This window comes from Bacillus cereus group sp. MYBK5-2, from assembly GCF_051915685.1.
Taxonomy (GTDB): domain Bacteria; phylum Bacillota; class Bacilli; order Bacillales; family Bacillaceae_G; genus Bacillus_A; species Bacillus_A cereus.
The window spans coordinates 17,453-40,752 of record NZ_JBQAFE010000012.1; the positions used below are offsets into that span (position 1 = coordinate 17,453).

Below are 23,300 nucleotides of genomic sequence, written 5' to 3' on the forward strand. Positions count from 1 at the left end.
ATCATTCTTCAACGTTCTATCGCTCCACGCTTATCAAAGTTGTGACAAGCAAGCTAAAGTAGAAATTGGGGTAAATCAACGTACAAAATACTTATGTTCTCACCACAGGGACTATAGGTAGAGCCTGCTAAGATAACTGGTGGATACATCGTTGTTCTCAGGAATCGCCTATTTCCAACAGTCCATTAGGTCCCGTGTTGGGTAATTTAAATAATATTCTAGATAAAATAACGAAGTATCGTTACCTCTAGTAATTATTAATCCAGAATTATACCGGTATCCATGTGGTTCTCTCTAATTGATGTAAACTTAACGAAATCATCTTTTCGAAAGGTGATAACTTCATCAAATTTTTCAATTGAATTTTAATGCAGTACTGCTCTTGCGACAAAACCTTAATGGAAAGACATAAAAATCACCTAGATTCGCACCACATTTTTTCATGAGTGTTTCTGTTATTCATTATAGTAGTAAGATTTTTTTTCTCATATTGAATTTCCTTTCATTTTACTTACACGCTTGTAATGTTTCTGAAAATACAGTCTATAAGATTATCAGCAATGGTTCTTTTTTGGGGAGATAGCGAAGAGGGAATTTTCATTTGCACTTTACTATACCGAACTAGATTTCGTTATAGTTTTTATTAGTAATTCATTGTATCTTCTTTACCAAACACGTATAAAAATCAATATTATGAAAGTAAACTACTGGCTAAAAGTTTACATTAGAGTTTTGAATCATTTATAACTAATTTTGTAATAAATTTTTCAATATAGATATACTTGTTAATTATGGTTCTAATATTCAAAATTAACAAAAAATAAATTATAATAAAAATATGATGTTTATCCTTTTGTTTACTCCTTGTGCTAAAGATAAGATCCTGTTCCCGGATCTTATCTTTTTATTTTTGGATTTTAGATACAAAAAAGGAATCCTTAGTAACTTAAGGATTCTGCAACAAGAAAGAACAAACATATAATAATAAAAAGAATTACTTATATTATAGTTTACATAGTAAGTGTAGAGATTGCTTGTTTGTAGATTAGTTGTTTTTTGCCATGAACCAGATTAATTAGGGGTAGCACCACATCGCTATCAAGCTTAGAAAAGCAAATACCCCCTAACGAAAAAAAAACCGTTTTCTATTAAAAATACACGAAATTTTCATCCTGGGGGTGTTATAAAATTCTTAAGTTGATGGGTATGGGGTCCCGCCAAATGTCCATCAACTTAAGAACTTGTTTTACCCCCAAGTTTTTTTAGAGTGAGTTGTTTTTTTTAACCAGAAAGGTATATTTTTAACTATAAAAACTATGGGGAAATTTATCTGTTTTTCCTTTTTACCTACTTGCTAAATTCAGCAAGTAAAATATTTTTAAAAGGATCAGAACGACTATGACTAGTTTTATGGCCATTCAAATTGATGGCCAATATATGCTTGCCTCCAAGTGTGCCTCCAGCAAAAGTAGTAAAGCCTGGAACACCGCCTGTGTGTCCCCATATCGAGGTACCGTTTTGAAGTTTAGTTTCATAGATTCCAAGACCATATCCATCGATTACTTCTGTTCCTGTAGGAACTGTAGTAAGCATTTGTTTTAGTTGCTGTTCCTTCAGTAATTTGCCACTGAGTAAGTAAGAGAAAAATTTGTTTAAATCTTCAGCAGTAGAAATCATATCTCCATCCGAGCTACCTGGGTTAGAATAAGTAACGTCTTTTAGCTCACTTTCTCCATCATATCTTTCATATCCACGGGCATGCTTGGTGCCTGGAATAACCGTTGAATTACCAGGTAGAAATGTATTCGACAATTCAAGCGGTTCAATAATTCGATTTTCAACCTCTTCCGCATAGCTGTTTCCAGTTACTTTTTCAATAAGGATACCCAGTATTACGTATCCTGTGTTTGAATAAGACCAGCCCTTACCTGGAGCAAAGTCTGGTGGAAGAGAAATCCCCATCTTTACGAATTCTTCAGCTGTATACGCTTTTTTTGTATCTTTAATATCAAAGTCTTTTGACTTTATATAGTCAGCGATACCACTTGTATGATTCAATATCTGCCGGATAGTAATCTGGTTACTATCATATCCGTTTCCTTGAATAACACCAGGCAACCATTTTTCAATGGAGTCGTCTAAATTCAAGCGGTTCTCTCCAGCTAATTGAAGTAGCACTGTTGCAATGAACGTTTTCGTCACACTACCAATGCGAAAGCGAAAATCTGTCTTCATTGTTTTCTTGGTTCTCAGATCCGCTATCCCGGCGGCATAGCTCCAATTTTTACCACCCTTAGAAATTTGAGCGAGTATTCCAGGGTATCCAAGTTGGAGTGCATCCCGCATTGCTTTCTTAACGGAATTACGATCGCTTTGATTACTTGTTTGTAACGAACTAGATACATTTTGCGTGGGTTCTGCTTTTACAATTGAGGCTGGTGTTATGTATAACAGGGAACTTCCAGCTATTAAAAGTGATAGACTTGCACATGTAATTTTACTGCGTGTTTTCATAAAGCATCCCTCTCCTTTGTTTAAATTGTAAAGTTAGTTGCTTGCTGTTTCGTATTAATCACACAGCTATTATCTCCACCAATGACAAAAAGTCAGAATTGAATTCGTAATCATATTCATAATTATTATTTTTACAAAAGCTATTCTGTCTTAACAAACGATAAATCCCTCTTCTTCCACATGTATGTTAACCCCAGAAATTACTTCTTTTCCTTGAAACACTCTTGTTACTGGTTTGTTTTATATATAAGTCATATCTTTTCCGCCTTTCACACCGCCTTATATTTTTATCCTACACAATGAAAATCTCTTTTTTCTTACCTATTCCTTACAAATTACTTACGTTCAAAATAGCTTCTATAATAGGATAGAAGGAGCATCTGTACCCGAAAGTTCAAAGTATTTTCCAAAAAATATATTTATTAAAAAGAAACACAGAGGTTTTTCACTTCTATGTTTCTTTTTTTCGTTTTGGGGAACAATTAATTTTTAAGTTGATAGCGATGGGGTCGCGCCAACATAACGTGAATTTCGTACGTTAAGGAATTATTAGATGTCTTTTTTTGATATGAACCATCATATAGTAATGCGATATCGATTAATAAAATAGGTTATACAAATAACTTGTTATACTTTCATTTATCCTAGCTGGTATAATGTATAAGGCAATTATTAGTTAATTAATAGTACACATATAGTAGGGGGACATAAGTAATGATAGATATAATCACGTCATACTTTTTACTAGTTATATATTCTATTCGTTATCTATTTTCAACAGGCGAAAATAGGAAACAAGCAAAAGCAGATTTAAAAGAATTTTGTGCAGGTACTGATGGACAAATGTTATTGGGTGCTGCTATAGCACTTGTAATTATAGTAATAATTTTTGTTGGTATGATTATGTCACAATAGATGTTCAACTAAGAAGAAAGTATTGGAGAAAACGAGCTATTGAATAATCTATATAAGGAACTCACCATTTCTATAGGATGGTGAGGTTTTTTAATGTAAAAAAGCCTACTGTATTTCTATAAAAGTAGGTACAATGATGGATTTGAAAGAATGACTTTCACGTTTTAAATAAAATTTCAATTTGCAAACGCAAAGAATATCAGTCATTCTCAATCGCATTAATCGTTTGTCTTGAAACATGACATAATTTAGCTAAATCTCCTTGGGAAAGCTTTTGCTCTTTACGTAAAATACGAATTATGTTCTCCATTTTTATGAACATCACCTCTAATTTTGTCAAAAACTTTTTACATTTGTAAAAATAAAAAAACGATAATTCTTCTACACTTTAGATAGAAAGAATATCGTTTTTTTATTTTGGGGGATTTTTATTTGTTAGCTTGATAGCGATGTGGTGCTACCCCATGCCCATCAACTTAAGAATTCAGAATTACCCCATAACGAAAATTATTTGCATGACGTTATATTTAGAGTAATTATCTTGATTATTTTTAACATCCCCTTAATTCTTAAACTGATGTATTGGGAGACCATTCCATATACATCAGTTTTTAAAAATTAAATACTTTATTTACCAAGTTAATATAAATTGCCTCCGCATAAGAGACAGTAGAATTTCTAAATCTTTATTTTAATATTAATTAATTCAAGCGTATTCCTTCGAATGCATTTATTACCAAGTCATGCACATAGGAATCATCCAACTTTTCACCGGTTACTAGCAACCGATAAAAAATTGGTCCGTAAATGAGATCGATACTTAAGTCAACATCGAGATTTTCTTTTAATTCGCCTCTTTTAATTCCCTTCTCCAGGAGTTTCTTTGCTTGCAGGCGACGTGGCTGGAAATATCGAGTACGATATTCCTCTGCCAGCTTTGAGTCAAATTGTCCTTCCCCAACTAACTCAGTAATAATAGTCCCTTCCCGACTTATCAAAAATTTGGTTAAACTTGTAGCATGAATTAAAATATCATTCAATGCTGAGCCTGTGTCAGGTATAGGCAATCTAGCTGCGGCAGCAAAAAGAAAACCATCCATTACTACAGCAGCCTTATTAGGCCACCATTTATAAATCGTAGCTTTACTAACTTTAGCATGGTCTGCAATTTTATCGACTGTGACTGCTTTAAAGCCACTTTCCAGTAATAACTCATAAGATGCAGAAAGAATAGCTTTTTGGGTTTCGATATTACGCGGTCTACCTCTTTTACCTTGCACATTAATCATTCCTTTCAAGAACATAAACTATACGTTTAGTATACTTAATATGAACAAATAATAAAATAGCCCATTTACAAAACTGAACGTTTAGTATATATTTTAGTTAATTAATAAACTGAACGTTTAGTTTATTAATTATTAAGGAATCTTGTAATGGCCATGGCTTTATCTAAGTTCCAAAATACACCAAGGTAATTCTGAAATAAAAGTATGGGGGGAAATTGTTATGTCTAATGTTAAAAATAAAGCAAGTGATAAGGAAATTTCATCGGGTTTAATCATTCTTCTGGCAACCGCATGTGGTATCATCGTGGCTAATCTTTATTATGCGCAGCCTTTAATTGGGTTAATTAGTAATGTAATTGGTCTTTCTAATAGTAGTGCCGGATTAATTGTAACGCTAACCCAGATTGGATATGTTGCTGGCTTACTATTTCTTGTACCATTGGGGGATATTGTTGAGAATAAAAAATTGATAATTATATTGTTATTACTAAGTGCAGTTGCTCTAACTGCCACAGTTTTTGTAAAGAGCGCAATCATGTTATTAGTAGCTTCATTCTTTATCGGACTGGGTTCGGTCGCAGCGCAAGTGCTCGTACCTTTTGTATCATACCTTTCATCGGAAGATGCACGCGGTCGTGTAGTTGGTAATGTTATGAGTGGCCTGTTATTAGGTATTATGCTTGCGCGTCCGATATCTAGTCTAGTAGCTGATATCTGGGGATGGAATGCAATATTTGCTTTATCTGCTACTGTAATCATTGTCTTGGCGTTTGTATTATCGAAGGTACTCCCTACTAGGAAACCAACGGCAAAAACAAATTATACCGCCTTACTTAGTTCAATGTGGCAACTACTACGAACTACTCCAATTTTACGCCGTCGTGCAATTTATCACGCTTGTGTATTTGGGGCTTTCAGCTTATTCTGGACCACTGTTCCATTATTATTGTCTAGTCCTGCTTTTCATTTTTCCCAGACTGTCATAGCATTATATGCACTTGTCGGAATTACAGGTGCAATAGCCGCTCCAATAGGTGGGCGTCTAGCTGATCTTGGCTGGACACGACCCGCCACTGGGATAGCACTCACTGTTGTTATTATTTCTTTATTACTACCACTTATTATTCAAAGTAGTTCCCCCATAAGAATAGCTGTTTTAGTAATTGCTGCAATTCTGTTGGATATGGGAGTATCTGCAAACCTTGTGCTTAGCCAACGTTTAATTTTCTCGTTGAGTCCAGAAATTCGTAGTCGATTAAATGGGCTATTTATGGCTATTTTCTTTTTAGGAGGTGCTGTTGGATCCTTTATTGGAGGATGGGCATATGCCTTAGGAGGATGGAATCTAACATTATGGATAGGAATCGCTTTTCCGACCATAGCCTTGCTTTATTTTGCCACAGAAAAATAGTTCTATAATCAAATTTTAGCAGTCAGTATCCTGACTGCTAAAATTTAAGAGTTCTCTTTTGCTTAAATATAATAAAAAAGTATCCTTATCATTAAGATTCTGCAACATCCCAAATCTATTGTTTAAGTATTTTATTTTTTATTAAACATTACGATACGTGAAATTTTAAATGTGTCTTTTATTTTTTTACTTTGCAGCCTAAAATTCATATAGTATTCTATATAGATTTTATGTTAAAATGTTGATAGAAAATTTGTTTCCAATGTTTATACTCTATTGTACGTAGCGTGAAGGACAAACCTTACGCCCAGTTAACTCGGGCGAGGTTTGTCCTTTTTTTACTTTAAGGAGGAATTTACTATGAATAAAGTCTACAAAATTGGAGCAATTGTTACTACATTATGCGTTGCTTGTATCGCTATCTTTACTTTAACTAAAAATGAATCTGTTAACCCAGAGACTGTAACACCAAACAAAACAATTGTGTCAGCTGCAGAAACAAAAGGATCATCCAAAAATATTAAAGATATTTCAAAAGAAGAATTAAAGCAAAAAATACAATCCCATGAAGAGTTTATTGCGTATTACTATCAACCAACTTGTCATTATTGTAAAAAGGCAGCACCAGATATCAATAGTATGTCAAAAAAGCATGATAGAACCATCTATCGTATTGATATCTCTACGCCGGAAAATCAAAGTGCCTTTCAAGAGTTCGACATTCCTGGTACTCCAGTTGTTGTAGCTTATAACAGAGGGGAAGAAATTGAACGCCTAGAAGGGGCTATGTCAGCTGCTACATATGACGGATTCTTTGCGAGACGTAATTCGAGCGCTAGTTAATATAGTGCTTGCTTTTCTTTGTAAAAAGGGGGCATTTACATGCAACAAAACGCCCGTATTTATTCTTTAGACATAATAAGGGGTATAGCCATACTATGTATCCTATTTGCTAATCTACCTACTATGACGGGGCTAGATTCCTTTAATCAAGCAGGTTACTCCGGTACAGATAAAGTGATTCGTTTTTTTATAGATTTGTTTATACAAGCAAAATTCTATACTATTTTTGCGTTCTTATTTGGAGTAGGATTTTATATCTTTATAAAAAACGCGGAAGCAAAAGGCTATTCTATGTATAAGCTGTTTAGCCGTAGATTGTGCATTTTACTACTCTTTGGTTTACTCCACTTTATCTTTCTATGGTATGGAGATATTCTACACGCATATGCCTTAGCTGGTTTTATCCTATTGTTCTTTTATAAGCGATCTACAAAGCTTATTTTTATAGTTGGCTGCATCTCTCTACTTGTTAGCTATACATTACATGCTATTTTATTTATACAAGCAAGTTCTTCTATTTCTGGAGTACCAAGTTACTATCAATATATGTTTACAGGCAACACTACCAATCACACGGTAAATCTATTTACACATTATTCACATCAAGTAAAAGCTCGTCTGTTCTTTTTAATGACCGAGGAATTTCAACAATTACTAATAGGAATTCCGGAATATATAGGCTTATTTTTAATTGGTTTATGGGCTGGTAAGAAAGATATTTTTAAAAAGGTACCGGAATTAATAAAGGAAATTAGATTTATCCAGTGGAGTTCGTTATGCATTTTATGCCTTCTCTCTTGTCCTATTATCTACTATTTTATAAATATGGATGTCTATTATTCTCAGGATATAAAACTATGGATTTTATTTGAAGGGAAAATGCTAGCTATCTTCTATATTTGTACTCTACTTAGAGTTTGTGAGAATAAAAAATATATAGTATGGTTGCATCCTTTTATAAACGTAGGCAAGTATGCTTTAACGAATTACATTAGCCAAAGTATACTAACTCTTGTCATTCTTTCGTTGTACTTTAAAGATGTCTCACAGGTATATTACTGGCAACTATGTATCTTCGGGGTTTTAATTATCTTTGTGCAAATTATATTCAGTAAAATTTGGAGCAAATATTTCCGCTATGGTCCCATTGAATGGATATGGAGAAAAGGAATTTACAAAAAATAACCTATTTTGCACCAGTTTCATGCAATTGACTGAAAAAAATGATAAAATATCATATGAAAGAGTAAAGATATATTTGTGATTGTAAAATGATGTTATTAAAATTAAAGTAGTTCAAGTCAGAGGAAGGCACTTTAGGGTGCTTTTTCTTTATATAGTGTATAAGGAGTACCGTCACATCGCTATAAAGCTAAGAAAATACAACTACCCCCAGAACAAGATTTTGTGCTAATTTGTAATAAAAAAGCTCATTTTTTCGGTTTGAGGGTATCTTCTTTTCCTTAGCTTAATGGCAATGTTTCCGTGCCCCATTATAGACCATCCCGAAAGGAATGGCCTATTTTTTATGAACGAATATCAGGCTTTTTGAAGATTTCAATGAGGCTGGTGAAGCTATCACTGGCATGACCAGTCTTCATACCGCGTCTGAAGACTTCCAAAACAGTTGCTGGCAAAGCGATGTCGATGCCAGATTCTTGGGTAGTATGAACAACATGCTCAACGCTCGCCAAGCCCATAGCTAGTCTGTCCACGTCACCAGGGTGCTCACCCTCGTCGAGACGCGGGGTATAGAACTCTACGAAATTCGACAATGACGACATCATCGCCGAAGCGTATGGTAGGAATTGCTCCGCCGTAATGCCGTTTGCGTTAGCGATTGCAAGAGCATGTAGGTAACTCAGCATTGCCGTCCAGAATATATCCATCTGTATCTGATAGTATAGCATGGCTAATCCGGGGTCCTCGCCCCGGTAATCGGTACTTGTTAACACTTCCAAGGTCTCCCTGTGAGCCTCAAAGACCACTCGCTCACCACTATAGTATGTGTAAGATTCCGATTTACCTATGCCTGACGGTGGAACTTGCACCCCTCCAGTAATATGCCGTGCTCCACGGTCTTCCAACCATTTAGCCGCCTCACGAACTTTTTCCGGGGTATCCGAACTCAAGTTAACGAGCACCTTACCAAATAAATTCTCAGAAGCTGGTTCCAGAATAGAGTACATCACATTGTAATCTGTAAGGCTAAGGATTACCAGCTCGTTAGCAGCTAACGCCTCGTTGACTGTGGACACCCTGATGGCTCCTTTTGCTACAAGCTGGTCTGCTTTACTTGAAGTCCGATTCCACACGGTCACCGAGTACCCGTATTCCAGAAAAACGCCTGCCATCGCCTGACCCATCGGCCCTAATCCTATGACTGTTACTGATTTTCGGTTCCCAACCGTGTTTGTAGTTTCAGAACCATTTTTCTCATTTTGGCTATTACTTTTCAATGAAAAAACCCCTTTCAGATGAAATTAAGTAAATCATAAAGGATTACACTAGTGTCAATGTCAACACAAACAAAAATGGCCCCGGAGCGATTCATCATGCTCGGGACCATGTCTACATTAAACAGTTCTCTTTTTCCTAATCGTTAAAGCGATTTGCCTCTCCAGTAATCTCTTTAATCCATGAAGTGCTTCGATTTGATAATTCACATTACTTAGCTTTTTTTCATACGTTTCCAGCATCTCTTCGCAATATTCATATTCGTTAGGATTTGCCGCTTCGCTCTTGAACAATACTTTAATCTCATCTGCTGTTAATCCAAGCTTCAAGTATAACTGAATTGCTTTGACTCGTTCTATAGCCGATTCGTCGAAATCCCGGTAATCGTTCTCCAACCTATCGGCTTTTAGAAGTCCTTTATTTTCATAATGCCGGATGGATCGTATGCTGACATTGGTCAATCTTGCTAGTTCGCTTATTTTCACTCCTAACAAGCCCCCTTGCATGTTCATAATAAATTGATTATACAACGCTGATTTTCCATTATTATTTCGCCTGAATGAACTTGAAGCATCTGTAAAATAAGTTTTTCCCAAAAAGTAATTTAAAGCAACTCTAGCATAACAAGCAGTTTACAATGGTGTTTGCAAATTTTCTCCCAAAACTCCCCTTTATTTGTGATACAATTCACCGTTCTAGATTTTAAACTATCCTCCATGATTTATATACACCGTTTATGAACATATTTCTAGCTAAAACGGACGAAAACTTCACCCATATGAGAATATTTTTGGGGGTTTTTACGAGTATACTGGATTAAGAGGATAAAAGAAAACTGTCTGATTTTTAGACCTATCTAGGGGTACAGAAACATCGCCATCAAGCTAAAAATACAAATACCTCCAAAACGAAAAAAACAAGCCGTTTTCTGTCAAAAATACATGAAATTTTCATCATAGAGTGTTATATAATTCTTAAGTTGATGGGTATGTGGCAGGACCCCATGCCTATCAACTTAAGAATTCAGAATTGTCCCAGAACGAAAATTTTGTGCAGGTTGCTAGTATTTATTGTTTTGGTATAACTTGTTCTTGTTAGCTTGATAGTGAAGGGGTATTGCATATTTAAGGTGCATATTAACAGACTATCCGTTTCTGGAAAAAATGCTCTATAAATTTAGAAAAGAAAAATTCGAGCGAAGCTTCGCAGATTCAAAAGAACTGCATGGGCTACGCTATTACAGGTTACGGGGATTACACCATACGGGTGAGTAAGTGCTACTCACTGCAGCGTGTCAAAATATGAAATAGATTGCAACCCACCTAACGAGGCTAGGATAAGGGAAAGCGATCTGTTTTATTCAATTTTTTATTAAGAAATTCTAATCGTGAAAAAAAGAAATAAGACTAAATAAAAAAGCTTGTGAAGAAAAAAGTGTATCTTTCTCTACAAGCTGAGTGACCTTTATAGGTCTACTCTTTAAGTGAAGCTACTTTTGAGAATTTCATATTCATGAGTACACTTATGATACTTACAGCAATCATGACTGAACCAAGGATTTCAAAATGTCCTGGGGTAATTTCTTCCCCAAAAACTAATCCAAGGACGACAGAAGATAATATAGAGCCAAGGTAACGGCATGTTTGAAAAAGTCCGGATGACGTTCCAACTATATTAGCTGGAGATGCATCAAGCATGGCTACCTGTAAGGCGACATTTCCAATTCCATAGCTAATACCAATTAGCATAAGAATTAGGCACATAATAATTAGCGGAACGTGAATAAAGAAAATCGTTAACAAAACAGCTCCAATAAGCATAAGAAAGGAACCAAATACAATCGGCTGTCTTGTTCCAGATTTCTCCACCCATTTAGCTGAAATCGGAGAAAAAACAATGCTGATACCTGACATAAATAGCATAAGTAGTCCGCTTTCTTTTACACTAAAGTGCATTTCATCCTGAAAATAGGTTGGCAAGCCAAAGAACAAGCAATAATTAAATAAATTAAGCAGGATAAATTGCAAATACACCCATGTTAAAGTAGGATGTGATTTAAAAAGTCGTATATCAATAAACGGTGTACTTGCTTTTAGTTCTCTCCATACAAAAGCACCGAGAAATAACACTCCGAAAATGCCTGATACATAATGAGGGGTGGTTTTAAAAGACAATAAAAACCATAACAATAATATCATTCCTACAGCAAACAGCAGGATTCCCATAACATCCATTTGTTTAATCAGTGCTTTCAGATTCATTTTATTTTCTTTAGAATCCTTCGGTAAGACATACCATCCAAGTACGAAGCTCAGGAAAATAAATGGAAAATTCACTAAAAAGATGGATGGCCAGCCTCCCCAAACGATTAGAAAACCACCGACTGTCGGTCCAAGTGCAGCCATTGCAGATGAAAAGATTGAAAGAACAGCCAGAGCAGATGCTTGTTTTTCTTGAATATGCGTTCGAACTAGACCAATACCTGATGGATAAACTGCACTACTTCCAACTGATTGAATTAGTCGCATAAGCAATAATATTGAAAAAGTAGGAGCTAGTGGTGCACCAAATGCTGACACAGCTACTAAGACCAAACCAATTAGAAACATTCGTTTTCTTCCGATAAGGTCTCCTAGCTTTCCCGTAACTGGCTGCCCGATTGCACTAGCTAAGTAAAAGGAAGAAATAAGCCATGAAACAGTCGTAAAAGGAAGCTGAAAATCCTTTTGTATACTATGGAGAGCAAGTGATATCATAGAAGAATTCAGCGGATTTAGCATCGTGCCAGTTGCTATAGCAGTTAGAAATAGGCCCCGCTTTTTTTGCCAATTTTTCATTCATTCACCTGATCTAAAAATTGCTCTGTTGTACGAAGTTGACCTATCCTAGGAAAAATATAGCGCACCGACATATCATGCTCTTCCGGACTAAAGGTTGTCATTGCATCTGTAATAAAGATTTGATTGTATCCATGTTGAAAGGCCTCACGTGCCGTACTTTCCACACCAATATTTGTTGCGATACCACAAAGTACAATGGTATCTATCTCACGTCGTCTAAGCTGAATATCTAAATCTGTTCCAAAAAATGCTCCCCACTGACGCTTCGTTACCACATAATCATTGTCCATGACATTTAATCTTTGATCCAACACTGCCCAGTCTTTAGGCCTTTCCATCGTACTACCACTTGTTTGGTTATCTATTACAGGTTTTAGCGAATCTTTTCCATCGTGAAAATCAACCTTAACAAAAGCTATAAATCCACCTTTTTTGCGAAAACGTTCAACAAGCTTTACCGATTTTTCTACTACTTCATCTCCTCCAGGCATAGCTACAATTCCTTTTTGTAAATCAATTAATACTAGAGCTGTTTTATCGAAGTTAATATTTAATGATGATTTCATATTTAGCCCTCCTGTTTAATCACTATTGTAATTTTCTTCTTTTTTCAATTGCTCGATTTAAACGAGTTAATAAACTTGCGAAAATATTTTTTTCATCCTCCGACCAATCTGCCAATACTTCCATATAACTTTCCCATCTGTACTTACTCGATGATTCTAATTTATTTTTTCCATCATCAGTCATACTGATGATACTAACTCTTGCATCAAATTCCTCCGGCTTTCGATTTACTAGTCCGCCTGATTCCAGTGTTCGTACCTGTCGGCTTACAGTAGACATATTTAAATGGAAAATCTCCGCGATCACTCTTATTGAAAGCGGACCCTCAGCGGCCAAAAGCTTTAATATTAAATAACCAGAACGATCCAAGCTGTCTTTATGTCCATCCAAAGTTCGCTTAAAATCAGCTCTACGCATAAGCGTGACGATTTCATGCTCAATAATCTCAATGCTATCTTTCTCTTTTTTGCCCATTTCATCCTTCCCTTCTTACAAATTAACAAGTGAACAATTTGAATTTTTTACAATACGTATTATATTTCAAATTACTTGCATGATGCAAGTAATATTCCCCGATTATTCATATTGGGATAGCACCACATCACCCATCAAGCTAAAGTTTTTATGTATCCCCTAAATGAAAATTTTCTTTTTCTATAGTTCATTACTTTGAGAAGTCAGCGCACCTTTTCATTTTAGGGATGTTTTCTTTTCTTAAGTTGATGGATATGTGCCCCTACCCTATCCCCATCAACTTAAGAAGGAAAATAAAATGAACGAAAAAAACTTCAAATATCTTGTATCCTTAAAAATGAACATACCAAATAAACCTAGATAGGTATCATTTTTAAAACTTATGCTACTTTCTTTTGTTTTCCAAGTCCACTATACTCATAAACAACACCCATAATATCAAGGACTGTCTTTTTCTCATATCTATGAGATTTCCGTCCGTTTTTCTCTAAAAGGTTGAACAGACGTAGGAAAATCTTCGATAATTCTTGGGTCCCCTTTTGTAATCCTTGATAAAACAATAGATAATAATTCTTTATCCGACATTCGTTCCTCTTCAGCAATAAAAATTCTCTCTTTCAAGTCCTCAAATACTAAAACTTCTTATCCTATTTGCTTCGCTAACTGCTGAACAGTTAGAATTGAACGATTGTATGGACTTGAGGTAACAACGTCGATTACCTTGTAATGCATCTGTTATTCGTTGAACATCTAATTTTCCTTTTTCAGTTAATCCTCTTGTTTTTTCTTTTCCAGATTTCGGTTAAACCCCATATATCACCATATATATGGAAGTTTTCGTAATTCCCTCCATTTTTTAAATTTCTTTACGATTAGGAGATTTATGTATTCATGATTTGGGTTATTTTTCATTGGTAGACTTAGATCAAATGGATTAACGAGGTACATACTATTTTTCTCGTTTGAAATTAAACACGAATGTATATGTGAAAAAATCTAAACCTGGATATCCCAGTCAGTAGTCGGGATTAGATTTGGCTTACTACGTTAGGGGAAATTTCCAAGTCAGTAAATAGTGGAATAAATCTCAATAAAATATACACAATAAACATATTGAAAAGTTTTTTCGAGGGGAGTCTATGTTGTGTTTCCTATTTTTAAATTTTTGAAACAAGGACGTTATTCTATAGATAATCAAGACAATAGAACTTCAAATATACAGAAAGAAAATGTAGAGAATCATAACATCAACTTTGACTTATTCCAAAACATAAATAATTTTCAAAAAAATTTTCAACAAGCTCCAGATCTGATAATTCGTCAATTTCAACTAGTAAATAAATCAGAAGCTGCTCTAATATATTTATCAGGATTAACAGATACACAATCTATTCATAATAATATACTGTCCCCTTTGATGCATACAACGTTTGAAATTAGTAATGGTCTCCCTGTCACAATAGGAGAAGTTCAAATAATTAATACTTGGAATCAATTCGAAAATGCTATTTTTCAAGGGGACAGCATATTATTAGTTCACGGTCTAGACGCAGGATATCAACTAAATACAAAAGGGTGGCCACAAAGAGATATAACAGAACCTAAAAATGAAATCTCTCTAAAAGGGACTCATCAAGGATTTGTAGAAACGTCTAGTCAAAATATAGCTTTAATACGAAGGTATATTCCTAACAGAGAATTAGTATTAAAAGAGGTTTTTATTGGTAGTAGAGGAAAGACCAAAGTATCTATTTTATATTTAAGAGATGTAGCTTCTGAAGATGTACTTAAGGAATTGGAAACTAGAATTCAAAATATTGAGGTGGACTCGATTATTAATACTGGTGAAATAATTGAGTTTATTGAGGATAACCCTTATTCACCATTTCCACAGTTCATCTTGACCGAAAGGCCTGATTCAACTGTATCTCACATTCTTCAGGGGAGATACGTCATTGTTGTGGATCGAAGTCCAAATGTATTGATTGCCCCAGTAAATTTCATTTCTTTCTTTCAAGGGATAGATGACTACAACACACGTTGGTTAGTATCTTCCTCTGTTAGATTACTACGTTTTATAGGTTTTTTTATAGCTTTATTATTACCTGCAACATATGTAGCGTTTATTTCATTTAATTATGAAGTTATCCCTGTACAGCTCTATTTATCAATTGCAGAATCAAGAGAACGTGTTCCGTTTCTTCCAGTGATAGAAGCTTTACTTATGGAAATTACCTTAGAAATGATGAGAGAGGCTGCCCTTCGTTTACCCACTCCCATTAGTCAGACCGTAGGGATTGTTGGAGGTATTGTGATTGGACAAGCTGCTGTTCAAGCAGGGATTGTGAGTAATATTATGATTATTATTGTTGCTGTTACAACTATAGCTTCTTCTATTGTTCCTAATTATGAAATGGGTTTGGCAATAAGATTATTACGTTTTCCTATGATGTTATTAGCTGCTCTATTTGGAATGGTAGGAATTATTATCGGGTGGATGACTATAATTGCACATCTTGTAAGTTTAGAATCCTTAGGTACTCCTTATGGTAGTCCTTTGTCCCCTTTTCACATTTCAGGTATGAAGGACACGTTTGTTCGCTTTCCTTTGTGGTCAATGAAGAGAAGATCCAAAAATATTACAAAGAATCACAAAGAAACTAATCCTGATAAAGGGTGAAAATATGAAAAAATATGCACATAATGACATCACTGTCATGCAATATATTTTTATTATTAATGCCTCACAAGTGGGAACTGGAGTCCTATCCCTTCCAAGGGTACTTGCAGAAAAAGCTGGCACAGATAGCTGGATAGCACTATTTATTGGATGGTTTTGCGCTATGACCTCCAGCATTTTACTAATTCAAACAGCGAAACACTATCCAAATGATACCTTATATGAAATTCTTATTCGATTTTTTGGGAAAATCATTGGTAGCATGGTAATTATTCTTTATATGATATATTTTGCTTTTTACGCATGGACAGTTCTAATTAATGGCATGCTTTATATTAAGGCATGGCTTCTTCCAAAAACAGCCGACTATATTATTTTGTTTTTGTTCTCTATTCCAACCTTTCTGGTTGCACGCAATGGTGTTCGGATAATAGGTCGATACTGTGAATTATGTTTTTATATGACAATGTGGATTCCATTTTTTTCTTCATACCATTAAAAGATAGCAATTGGTTACACTTTCTTCCATTATTAAAGGAGGGCTGGAAGCCTATATTTTCGGCTGTTCCATCTACTATCTTTTCCTTTATAGGATTTGAAATGGCATTTTTTCTGTATCCTTTTTTACAAAAAAAGCAATATGCAACGCAAGGCATTATTATAGCAAATACCTTAACATTTGTATTTTATCTATTTACTATAGTTATTTGCTTTTTATACTTCAGTCCAGATGCAATTTTAGAGTTTAATCAACCCGTACTAAACTTACTTAAAGTTATTGAATTTCGTTTTTTAGAACGGTTTGACATGATTTTATTATCTATTTACTTACTTGTCGTCTCTACTGCATGGATTCCTTGTGTATACGGAGCTGCGTTTTGTTCTAGTCGACTAATTGGAAAACAAGATCATACTCTTCAAGTATCTATTTTATTATTGGCAGTAATTATAGTAACGTTTTGGATTCATCCCTCATGGAATGAATCTGAACTATTTCAAAATCTCACATCGAAAGGTGGACTTGTATTAGCTTTCTTATTCCCTGTATTTTTATGGATATATAACTTAATCTACAAAAAATACTTTCGGAGGGAAGCACATTGAAGCAAAAAATATTATGTTGTGTTTTAATTCAGCTACTGTTACTCACAGGGTGTTCAGATTTAGACCAAATGAATGTAGAAGATGTTACACTCACGCTTATACTGGGTTTAGATTTGGATGAAAATGATAATTTGAAAGTCTACTTATCCAGTCCTGTTTTCAATAAAGAGGCTAAGATTAAAGAGGAACAATATGGTGTAAAATCTGTTACTGTGCGAAACTCTCGTGAAAAATTTGATACCATGGTTATGGCCTTGACATCAGGGAGCAAGACACAACTTATTTTGATTGGTAAACGACTTTTAAAACAAAAGAAGTGGGCTGATTATTTAGATCCTTTTTATCGAGATCCCAAAAACACGGTTACTTCAAAAATTGTTGCTGTGGATGGACCTGTTTCAGACATAATTTATTATGCTCCTAAAAATAAACCTCGTCTTCCTATATTTTTGACAAAACTAATTGAGACTGGACATAGAAGAAATATTACTGTAAAAACGACTCTTCAAGATTTTCATAACCAAACAAAAGAAAAAGGAATGACAGCGAGTGTAAGTGCACTTAAAAAGGATAATAATTTAAAGTTGACAGGTTCTACATTACTTGATGAACAGAATAGATATAAGCTAACTATTACACCAAAAGAAAATTTATTATTAAGCATTTTACAAAATAAGATACAGGGAGAATTTCCATTTACTATTGCCGTACCGCTACAATCTAAAAGCAAAGAAAAACATTGGTTAAGTTTTAATGCTCAAGGTACCAAAGTAAAAACAAGCGTACAATACAAAAAAAAATTTTTGTTTAATATAAATGTACATACGAGAATTTCAATTTCAGAACGAATGTTCCCTTTTAATGTTAGGGATAAAGCGGAGAGATTAGAAAAAAGCATTGAAAAGGAGTTGGAAAGTGATTTAGAACACTTCATAAAGAAAATACAAAAAGCAGAAATTGACCCTATAGGATTTGGAGTATATGCACGAGCGTATACATACAAGGATTGGAAAAGGGTCCAAAAGCAATGGGGAAAAGAATTATCGAAGGCTGATGTTAAAGTTAATGTACATGTTAAAATTGGTGGAATGGGTACAATTAAGTAAGATGAACTCAAAATAATAATTTTTAAGCACTTCTTGGGTAGCACCACATTGCCATCAACTTAAGAAAAGTAAACACCCCCCAAAAACGAAAATTTGAAGAAACACAGAGATAAAACCCTGTGTTTTTATTTAATGCTCTATGACGCTAATCTGTTAATAATCAAATTACATGTAATTTGATTATTATTTTGGCATAATCCATACAATTTGTTGAATGCGCACAATGTATGGCACCGTATCTTCAATGAGCAAATGATCTGGTTTCACATCCTTTAATTTACCTCTTATATTGCCTCTTACAGTTTCAATAACCACATGTTTACCAATTACTGATTGTAATGTCTGATATACATAGGGATTAGGTACACTTACCGTATTTTGTTTACTAAAGTCATTTCCCTCCAAATAACTCATTCTATAAGACTCCTTTCTAACTTGCATTCTTTCTCCTAATATATGATATAAATCTTATAAATATGCTAGAAGGATAATTCATTATAGGGACGGAAATAACATTTTAATAGGGTACGGTTTCTATTTCTACATTGCTAAAAAAATGATTTAATAAAGTTACTTTTACTAGTTAATAGGAGATGAAAAAGGGATATTTTGAATATACATCTAGGTTGTTCCTTTCTGGATATGTATCATTTTAAATACGCCCTTTATTAGAATAGTGCTCATACTTTTTTTGAGATTCTTTCGTAATACGTGCGTTAAGTAAAATTGCTAATAATAAAAACACTCCATATTTTCCTCCTGTAGCTCCTATGATAATCACACTACTACAAACAAGTACAATTAATAGGATAAACGAAACTAAATAAATACGATCATAATTCTTTGACATCTTCTCATATTTTATGCGTTCTTTCCTTGCATCCATCTAAATTCCTCCTTTAAATTATCCATTTCATTCTCAAACAAATCTTGCCCTTAAAAAGGAAACAATATATCGTTTTAAATAATTAGTTTGTTTTTTTATCAACTAGTCTATATAACGTAAAAAGAAATCCTACCAATATTAAGCTTTCTACCATGATAATCCCGACCCTCTCCTTCCTTTTAACCCCAACAAATCAGATAAAAGTTATGTATATCCCATATTAGCTGCAGTAAATAAAAAGGGTCCCCCTTCTCGTAAAGGCTGATCCTTTTCTTCTTGCATACAACTATTTTTACCTATTCTTGATTAATTAGAATAATAGCTGGTCCATCTACACGAATTCCACCAACTTCGATTTTTTCGTAAGGCTCAACAGTAATGGAAATGATTCCATCCCGCTTCTTTAATTCATAACTTAATTCTTTTGTTAACATTTTTTTCATGTGTACGCTCCTTCTTATTGCTTAATTTACTATTGTAATGTAAATGGAATTTAAAATGGTTTCCTGGCCAGGAAACCATTTTTTGTAGTTGACCATATGGTGTTACCAGTTCGTTTATCAATTTTACGTAAAGAAGGAAAACAATTATTATTCACTGTCTCAGTTGATGTAAGAAACCCTTAAAGATAGCGGTGAGATTGATTGTTTTTTCTTCTAGAAATAATGACTTAGATAGTATATATATTACCTAAAACAATGAAAGCCCTACCTCTCTTTCATCCTTACGGCTCCTTGTCCGTGCCAGTGTGAATCAGGATTGCAAAAATCAAGTGACTATTTGATCGAGTTATTTAATGAAACTTCGAACGTTCGTAAAAGAAATTTAAAAATAAAAATGGATTAGATTGAAGTAATAACAAAAGAGGTTCCTACTCTAAAATTGAGTTGAAGAAATTGAATGTCTTTGAAATGATTTGCCTTTAATACTCATCATATTCCCGAAAGATTTAGAATGTTTTCAGAGGATATAATACATTATTTATAATGAACCTTAACAGAAACTTTTTATTTGATTTTCAGTGATTCCTTTAATTAATTCTAGTTCACTGACCAAAAATCTATATGCATCATCCAGCAATTTTTTTTCGCTTGTATTGAGTGTTTTTTCTTTCTTCATACGCATTAAATCCCGTACAACTTCAGCACCTTCTTGTATTTCACCCGTTTTTATTTTGTCCGTGTTCACTTTATGCCTTTGTTTCCACGGCAGTAATTTACAGGATTCTTCATGGTGAAAAATGTGTAAAATGTGCTTTAATGCAAGTATATCAGTGACTGGGCGTATATTCGAATTCACTATTTTCCCCGTAGGAATCATGACTTGCATATTACTGATCGACATTTTTATGACAAAATACTGTTGTTTTTTTCCTGAGAATTCTTTTTCTTCTATGGCTTCAATTATACCTGCTCCGTGCATTGGATAAACAATGTTATCGCCAATTTGAAACATATAATCCACCTCCATATATGGTAACCTTCTTAACCTTAACACATATGTAGTTTTTTAACAAACATTTTATAATATCATAAAATTATTTTTATCGTCAACTATTTTTTTAAACAAAAATTAAATTAAGTAAAAAACACCCCCAAAAGAATAGGGAGTGTGACAGATTCCCCATAAAGGGAAAGGGAATTCCCCCGCTTATTTTCTGAAATCTCTACTCATTAACGTGGATTAGTTTTCCCTTGAAAACGACCAAATCGATCCCGTATTTTTTTCAATCTTGTGTGGTATTCCAAAATCTCAATTCTTGCTTTTTCTGCTAGAGGGGCAATTGGTCGTAAGGCTTTTAGCCCCCAATACTCAATCACTACATCAAGTACTTGATCAAAATATTGTAGTGGTCCATAGTTTGCTTCTTTTGCAATTACAGCCATTCTATTTTCAAAATCAGGCATGACGGCACCTGGCATTTTAAAATTCTTAATCACATTGGCAATATGATAGCAATAATTAGGTTCTAATTCCAAATGTGTTCGAATGACGTCTCGATAAAAAGCATAATGAAGAGTCTCATCTTTGGCAAGACGACGTAATAATGTAGCAAGATCTGGATCATGCTTACTTGCAACCTTAGCTACATTATTGTAAAACACCATCGTTGCAAGTTCTTGTAGCGTCGTATACGTCATGGCTTCGATTGGTGTATGAAAATCAGGCTCAAACCCACCCTCAACGACTGACTTTCTTAATTCATGTATACGTTTAGGGTTCACACTTCGAGTGAGTAGTAAATATGTCTCCAATAAATTCGAATGTTGATCCTCTTCTGAAGTCCATGTGTGAATAAAGTCCGTAATAACAGAAAGGGATCCTTTAAAAGTCGCAGATAAATACGTGGTAAACCATGGTAAATTCACTTCTGTTAATAAAGCTGTTTCAATGGCAGTAATTACACCAGAAGGAAGAGTAACTTGACTTTCATCCCAAGGAACTCTTTTAAAGTCCATTCCCTTATCCCATGGTAAAAACTCATGATAACCCCAGTCTATCTTCTGAGCTCTTATTTTATGTTGTTCATACAGTTCTTTTAAACGTGGTTCTAATCGGAAATCTAAATCATTTGTTAGCATCTATAAGTGCCCCCTTTTCTTATCATATAAATTGTCATTCTATTTTTACTCTTAAAATTTTCTACAAATAAATATTACGTTCCTTTTTTCAAGTCAAACATAATAAATTTGTAAAAAACCTTTTTAAGAGCGCTATATTTTTATAGGATTTTTTTAGTAAAAGGAGGACCGTTACATCTATTTTCCTTTTTATAAAATAGATACTGAGGCATACAATATGTTAGTTAGCCTAAATAAAGAAACTAACCTCAGTAAATACAGAATAACATTCATGGATGAAGATACTCGTCATGTTATAAATCTTCGTGAGTGTAAAAAAGTGCATGCTTATAAAGAATCGTTTTATAATAAAGATAGATAGTGTTTTATACACACTAACAACTACTAGATAAGATTAAGCACTTGAAAACCAAATACAGTGGTGAGATAGCCTTAAACGACAAATCCCAACTAGAACAATGTACATTGGCTATGTATGGTGAGTTAGACCAAATTTTGTTATACAACAAAAAAGGGAAGAGGCGATAAACATGCAGTCAACGGAAGCGCATATGAAGGAAAAACAACGTAGAGAAAAAATAGAAATTATATTTAGTCACAGGGTAAAGGGAGAGAGTTATTTTCACGGCTCTTCCTATCAATGGAAAAACATTGTATATCAAAATTATAATAGGATACAACAAAAAGAGTTGGAAGTTGAACAACTCATCTCAAAAATAGAAAAAGCCGGGATTCGTTTTACGCAGCACCGTTCACTCATACACTATCCCGTCATCGATTTTGTAAAATATATAGCTAAGATTTATAAGGAACCCCTCGAAATACAATAATCATATTTAAAGGAAACCTTTATAAAAGGTTTATTTTCGAGGCTTTTTTAACTAAAACCTTAAAAAATCATTACAACATTCTTTTTATTTTCAATACTCTTTGGTTTTGTTATAATATCAACCATAGCGTATTATATTCGTTTGTATATTTTCATATTTTGGGGATTTTATTACACAAAAAGACAACTCTTAATTGGAGTTGTCTTTTATTTTTTTCGATATACACAGTACTATTCTGATACAAAAACATCAAGATTCTTACAACCAAAGAAAAAGTAGGATTTCTGATAAGAGAGATCCTACTTTATTTCCTCATATTCCGTCATTATTTTATGAAACGTGTTTTTCTTTGGCTCTAACATTTGCATAAACATAGTAACTGTCTTTTCTTCACCTTTACATTTATTACAAAAAATGTTATTATTAAAATGAATTATTTTTGTTCGGTGTAAAGGAATTGTAACTTTTCACCTTTATGATCACTGAGAGCAAGGATAGTATTACATTGTGTGTGTTTACACACTAGGAGGCAATACAAATGGAAAAAGGTAATGTAAAATGGTTTAATGGCGAAAAAGGCTTCGGATTCATCGAACGTGAAGGTGGAGACGATGTATTCGTTCATTTCTCAGCGATTCAAGGCGAAGGTTACAAAACTTTAGAAGAAGGTCAAGCAGTGACTTTTGATTTGGAGCAAGGTCAACGTGGACTTCAAGCTTCAAACGTACGTAAAGCTTCTTAATTTTACAAACCAGCGAAGGCAGGCTCTTTTATAAGAGTCTGCTTTTTTCCGTGAAACAAA

General features: G+C 34.1%; 20 protein-coding genes and 6 pseudogenes. 11 read left to right on the top strand and 15 right to left on the bottom strand.

All coding sequences use genetic code 11. From position 1 onward, the window contains the following. Positions 1-1,347: 1,347 nt before the first annotated feature. The gene (locus tag ACTFP3_RS26855; RefSeq protein WP_440011719.1) at positions 1,348-2,514 is read right to left on the bottom strand and encodes a serine hydrolase domain-containing protein; all 1,167 of its coding nucleotides are present in this window, start codon (positions 2,512-2,514) and stop codon (positions 1,348-1,350) included. A gap of 714 nt (positions 2,515-3,228) precedes the next feature. On the opposite strand from ACTFP3_RS26855, the gene ACTFP3_RS26860 reads away from it, so the two are divergent. Further along, complete coding sequence (locus tag ACTFP3_RS26860; protein WP_440011720.1) at positions 3,229-3,429, top strand: hypothetical protein; 201 nt, start codon at positions 3,229-3,231, stop codon at positions 3,427-3,429. Positions 3,430-3,631: 202 nt separating this feature from the next. Here ACTFP3_RS26860 and ACTFP3_RS26865 read toward each other — a convergent pair. After that, a pseudogene (locus ACTFP3_RS26865) lies at positions 3,632-3,739 on the bottom strand (helix-turn-helix transcriptional regulator); the annotation flags it as partial. 391 nt (positions 3,740-4,130) lie between these two features. After that, positions 4,131-4,718, bottom strand: coding sequence for a TetR/AcrR family transcriptional regulator (locus ACTFP3_RS26870; protein ID WP_440011777.1), 588 nt, complete (start codon positions 4,716-4,718; stop codon positions 4,131-4,133). Positions 4,719-4,938: 220 nt separating this feature from the next. Here ACTFP3_RS26870 and ACTFP3_RS26875 point away from each other — a divergent pair, with 220 nt between their 5' ends. The 3 genes from ACTFP3_RS26875 to ACTFP3_RS26885 all read left to right on the top strand — a co-directional run bounded on the left by ACTFP3_RS26875 (position 4,939) and on the right by ACTFP3_RS26885 (position 8,157). After that, positions 4,939-6,129, top strand: a complete 1,191-nt coding sequence (locus ACTFP3_RS26875; RefSeq protein WP_440011721.1) for an MFS transporter — start codon at positions 4,939-4,941, stop codon at positions 6,127-6,129. A 360-nt stretch (positions 6,130-6,489) separates the two neighbouring features. Beyond that, positions 6,490-6,972: a thioredoxin family protein gene (locus ACTFP3_RS26880; protein ID WP_440011723.1), complete on the top strand. Its 483-nt coding sequence runs from the start codon at positions 6,490-6,492 to the stop codon at positions 6,970-6,972. Between the two features lie 39 nt (positions 6,973-7,011). Continuing rightward, the gene (locus ACTFP3_RS26885; protein WP_440011725.1) at positions 7,012-8,157 is read left to right on the top strand and encodes a DUF418 domain-containing protein; all 1,146 of its coding nucleotides are present in this window, start codon (positions 7,012-7,014) and stop codon (positions 8,155-8,157) included. A 341-nt stretch (positions 8,158-8,498) separates the two neighbouring features. Here ACTFP3_RS26885 and ACTFP3_RS26890 read toward each other — a convergent pair whose 3' ends face one another. Both ACTFP3_RS26890 and ACTFP3_RS26895 read right to left on the bottom strand, forming a co-directional pair. Further along, a complete protein-coding gene (locus tag ACTFP3_RS26890; RefSeq protein ID WP_149214612.1) occupies positions 8,499-9,431 on the bottom strand; it encodes an NAD(P)-dependent oxidoreductase in 933 nt (310 codons plus the stop codon). A 117-nt stretch (positions 9,432-9,548) separates the two neighbouring features. Continuing rightward, on the bottom strand, positions 9,549-9,914 hold the full coding sequence (locus ACTFP3_RS26895; protein WP_440011726.1) for a MerR family transcriptional regulator: 366 nt from the start codon (positions 9,912-9,914) through the stop codon (positions 9,549-9,551). Between the two features lie 675 nt (positions 9,915-10,589). On the opposite strand from ACTFP3_RS26895, the pseudogene ACTFP3_RS26900 reads away from it, so the two are divergent. Further along, positions 10,590-10,739 (top strand): annotated as a pseudogene (locus ACTFP3_RS26900) (transposase); the annotation flags it as partial. A gap of 162 nt (positions 10,740-10,901) precedes the next feature. Here ACTFP3_RS26900 and ACTFP3_RS26905 read toward each other — a convergent pair. From ACTFP3_RS26905 to ACTFP3_RS26925, 5 genes and pseudogenes are all read right to left on the bottom strand, one after another. Continuing rightward, positions 10,902-12,266 carry an MFS transporter gene (locus ACTFP3_RS26905; protein WP_440011728.1) on the bottom strand — a complete coding sequence of 455 codons (1,365 nt, stop codon included), beginning with the start codon at positions 12,264-12,266 and terminating at the stop codon, positions 10,902-10,904. Further along, on the bottom strand, positions 12,263-12,835 hold the full coding sequence (locus tag ACTFP3_RS26910; RefSeq protein ID WP_326036869.1) for an isochorismatase family protein: 573 nt from the start codon (positions 12,833-12,835) through the stop codon (positions 12,263-12,265). The genes ACTFP3_RS26905 and ACTFP3_RS26910 overlap by 4 nt, the downstream gene beginning before the upstream one ends. Positions 12,836-12,857: 22 nt before the next feature. Further along, positions 12,858-13,310: a MarR family winged helix-turn-helix transcriptional regulator gene (locus ACTFP3_RS26915; RefSeq protein ID WP_088327635.1), complete on the bottom strand. Its 453-nt coding sequence runs from the start codon at positions 13,308-13,310 to the stop codon at positions 12,858-12,860. A gap of 380 nt (positions 13,311-13,690) precedes the next feature. Next, positions 13,691-13,888 (bottom strand): annotated as a pseudogene (locus ACTFP3_RS26920) (IS4 family transposase); the annotation flags it as partial. Next, positions 13,866-14,163, bottom strand: a pseudogene (locus ACTFP3_RS26925) (histidine phosphatase family protein); the annotation flags it as partial. The pseudogenes ACTFP3_RS26925 and ACTFP3_RS26920, both read right to left, overlap by 23 nt. A gap of 10 nt (positions 14,164-14,173) precedes the next feature. On the opposite strand from ACTFP3_RS26925, the pseudogene ACTFP3_RS26930 reads away from it, so the two are divergent. From ACTFP3_RS26930 to ACTFP3_RS26945, 4 genes and pseudogenes are all read left to right on the top strand, one after another. Then, a pseudogene (locus ACTFP3_RS26930) lies at positions 14,174-14,320 on the top strand (IS4 family transposase); the annotation flags it as partial. A 134-nt stretch (positions 14,321-14,454) separates the two neighbouring features. Then, the gene (locus ACTFP3_RS26935) at positions 14,455-15,990 is read left to right on the top strand and encodes a spore germination protein (RefSeq protein WP_440011731.1); all 1,536 of its coding nucleotides are present in this window, start codon (positions 14,455-14,457) and stop codon (positions 15,988-15,990) included. 4 nt (positions 15,991-15,994) lie between these two features. Beyond that, positions 15,995-17,094 (top strand): annotated as a pseudogene (locus tag ACTFP3_RS26940) (GerAB/ArcD/ProY family transporter). Continuing rightward, a complete protein-coding gene (locus ACTFP3_RS26945; protein WP_440011732.1) occupies positions 17,091-18,200 on the top strand; it encodes a Ger(x)C family spore germination protein in 1,110 nt (369 codons plus the stop codon). The pseudogene ACTFP3_RS26940 and the gene ACTFP3_RS26945 overlap by 4 nt, the downstream one beginning before the upstream one ends. 183 nt (positions 18,201-18,383) lie before the next feature. Here the strand turns inward: ACTFP3_RS26945 and ACTFP3_RS26950 are convergent, their stop codons facing one another. From ACTFP3_RS26950 to ACTFP3_RS26970, 5 genes are all read right to left on the bottom strand, one after another. Then, entirely contained in the window at positions 18,384-18,614 is a 231-nt protein-coding gene (locus ACTFP3_RS26950) for a YuzF family protein (RefSeq protein ID WP_440011734.1), read from the bottom strand. Between the two features lie 238 nt (positions 18,615-18,852). Then, positions 18,853-19,086 carry a hypothetical protein gene (locus ACTFP3_RS26955; protein ID WP_000340032.1) on the bottom strand — a complete coding sequence of 78 codons (234 nt, stop codon included), beginning with the start codon at positions 19,084-19,086 and terminating at the stop codon, positions 18,853-18,855. A 296-nt stretch (positions 19,087-19,382) separates the two neighbouring features. Next, positions 19,383-19,529 carry a BC1881 family protein gene (locus ACTFP3_RS26960; RefSeq protein ID WP_440011737.1) on the bottom strand — a complete coding sequence of 49 codons (147 nt, stop codon included), beginning with the start codon at positions 19,527-19,529 and terminating at the stop codon, positions 19,383-19,385. Between the two features lie 550 nt (positions 19,530-20,079). After that, positions 20,080-20,541 (bottom strand): CarD family transcriptional regulator, encoded by a 462-nt coding sequence (locus tag ACTFP3_RS26965; protein ID WP_440011740.1) that lies wholly within the window; start codon positions 20,539-20,541, stop codon positions 20,080-20,082. Positions 20,542-20,759: 218 nt separating this feature from the next. Next, complete coding sequence (locus ACTFP3_RS26970; RefSeq protein ID WP_440011742.1) at positions 20,760-21,668, bottom strand: acyl-ACP desaturase; 909 nt, start codon at positions 21,666-21,668, stop codon at positions 20,760-20,762. Between the two features lie 530 nt (positions 21,669-22,198). Here ACTFP3_RS26970 and ACTFP3_RS26975 point away from each other — a divergent pair. Together ACTFP3_RS26975 and ACTFP3_RS26980 are read left to right on the top strand one after the other, a co-directional pair. Then, on the top strand, positions 22,199-22,498 hold the full coding sequence (locus ACTFP3_RS26975; RefSeq protein WP_001191999.1) for a hypothetical protein: 300 nt from the start codon (positions 22,199-22,201) through the stop codon (positions 22,496-22,498). A gap of 538 nt (positions 22,499-23,036) precedes the next feature. Beyond that, positions 23,037-23,240: a cold-shock protein gene (locus tag ACTFP3_RS26980; RefSeq protein ID WP_000410774.1), complete on the top strand. Its 204-nt coding sequence runs from the start codon at positions 23,037-23,039 to the stop codon at positions 23,238-23,240. Positions 23,241-23,300 lie beyond the last annotated feature (60 nt).

Coding starts and splice junctions, on each gene's coding strand:
- ACTFP3_RS26855 (WP_440011719.1), bottom strand. CDS start 2,514: ATGAAAACACGCAGTAAAATTACATGTGCAAGTCTATCACTTTTAATA.
- ACTFP3_RS26860 (WP_440011720.1), top strand. CDS start 3,229: ATGATAGATATAATCACGTCATACTTTTTACTAGTTATATATTCTATT.
- ACTFP3_RS26870 (WP_440011777.1), bottom strand. CDS start 4,718: ATGATTAATGTGCAAGGTAAAAGAGGTAGACCGCGTAATATCGAAACC.
- ACTFP3_RS26875 (WP_440011721.1), top strand. CDS start 4,939: ATGTCTAATGTTAAAAATAAAGCAAGTGATAAGGAAATTTCATCGGGT.
- ACTFP3_RS26880 (WP_440011723.1), top strand. CDS start 6,490: ATGAATAAAGTCTACAAAATTGGAGCAATTGTTACTACATTATGCGTT.
- ACTFP3_RS26885 (WP_440011725.1), top strand. CDS start 7,012: ATGCAACAAAACGCCCGTATTTATTCTTTAGACATAATAAGGGGTATA.
- ACTFP3_RS26905 (WP_440011728.1), bottom strand. CDS start 12,266: ATGAAAAATTGGCAAAAAAAGCGGGGCCTATTTCTAACTGCTATAGCA.
- ACTFP3_RS26910 (WP_326036869.1), bottom strand. CDS start 12,835: ATGAAATCATCATTAAATATTAACTTCGATAAAACAGCTCTAGTATTA.
- ACTFP3_RS26915 (WP_088327635.1), bottom strand. CDS start 13,310: ATGGGCAAAAAAGAGAAAGATAGCATTGAGATTATTGAGCATGAAATC.
- ACTFP3_RS26950 (WP_440011734.1), bottom strand. CDS start 18,614: ATGAGTTATTTGGAGGGAAATGACTTTAGTAAACAAAATACGGTAAGT.
- ACTFP3_RS26955 (WP_000340032.1), bottom strand. CDS start 19,086: ATGGATGCAAGGAAAGAACGCATAAAATATGAGAAGATGTCAAAGAAT.
- ACTFP3_RS26960 (WP_440011737.1), bottom strand. CDS start 19,529: ATGAAAAAAATGTTAACAAAAGAATTAAGTTATGAATTAAAGAAGCGG.
- ACTFP3_RS26965 (WP_440011740.1), bottom strand. CDS start 20,541: ATGTTTCAAATTGGCGATAACATTGTTTATCCAATGCACGGAGCAGGT.
- ACTFP3_RS26970 (WP_440011742.1), bottom strand. CDS start 21,668: ATGCTAACAAATGATTTAGATTTCCGATTAGAACCACGTTTAAAAGAA.
- ACTFP3_RS26975 (WP_001191999.1), top strand. CDS start 22,199: ATGCAGTCAACGGAAGCGCATATGAAGGAAAAACAACGTAGAGAAAAA.
- ACTFP3_RS26980 (WP_000410774.1), top strand. CDS start 23,037: ATGGAAAAAGGTAATGTAAAATGGTTTAATGGCGAAAAAGGCTTCGGA.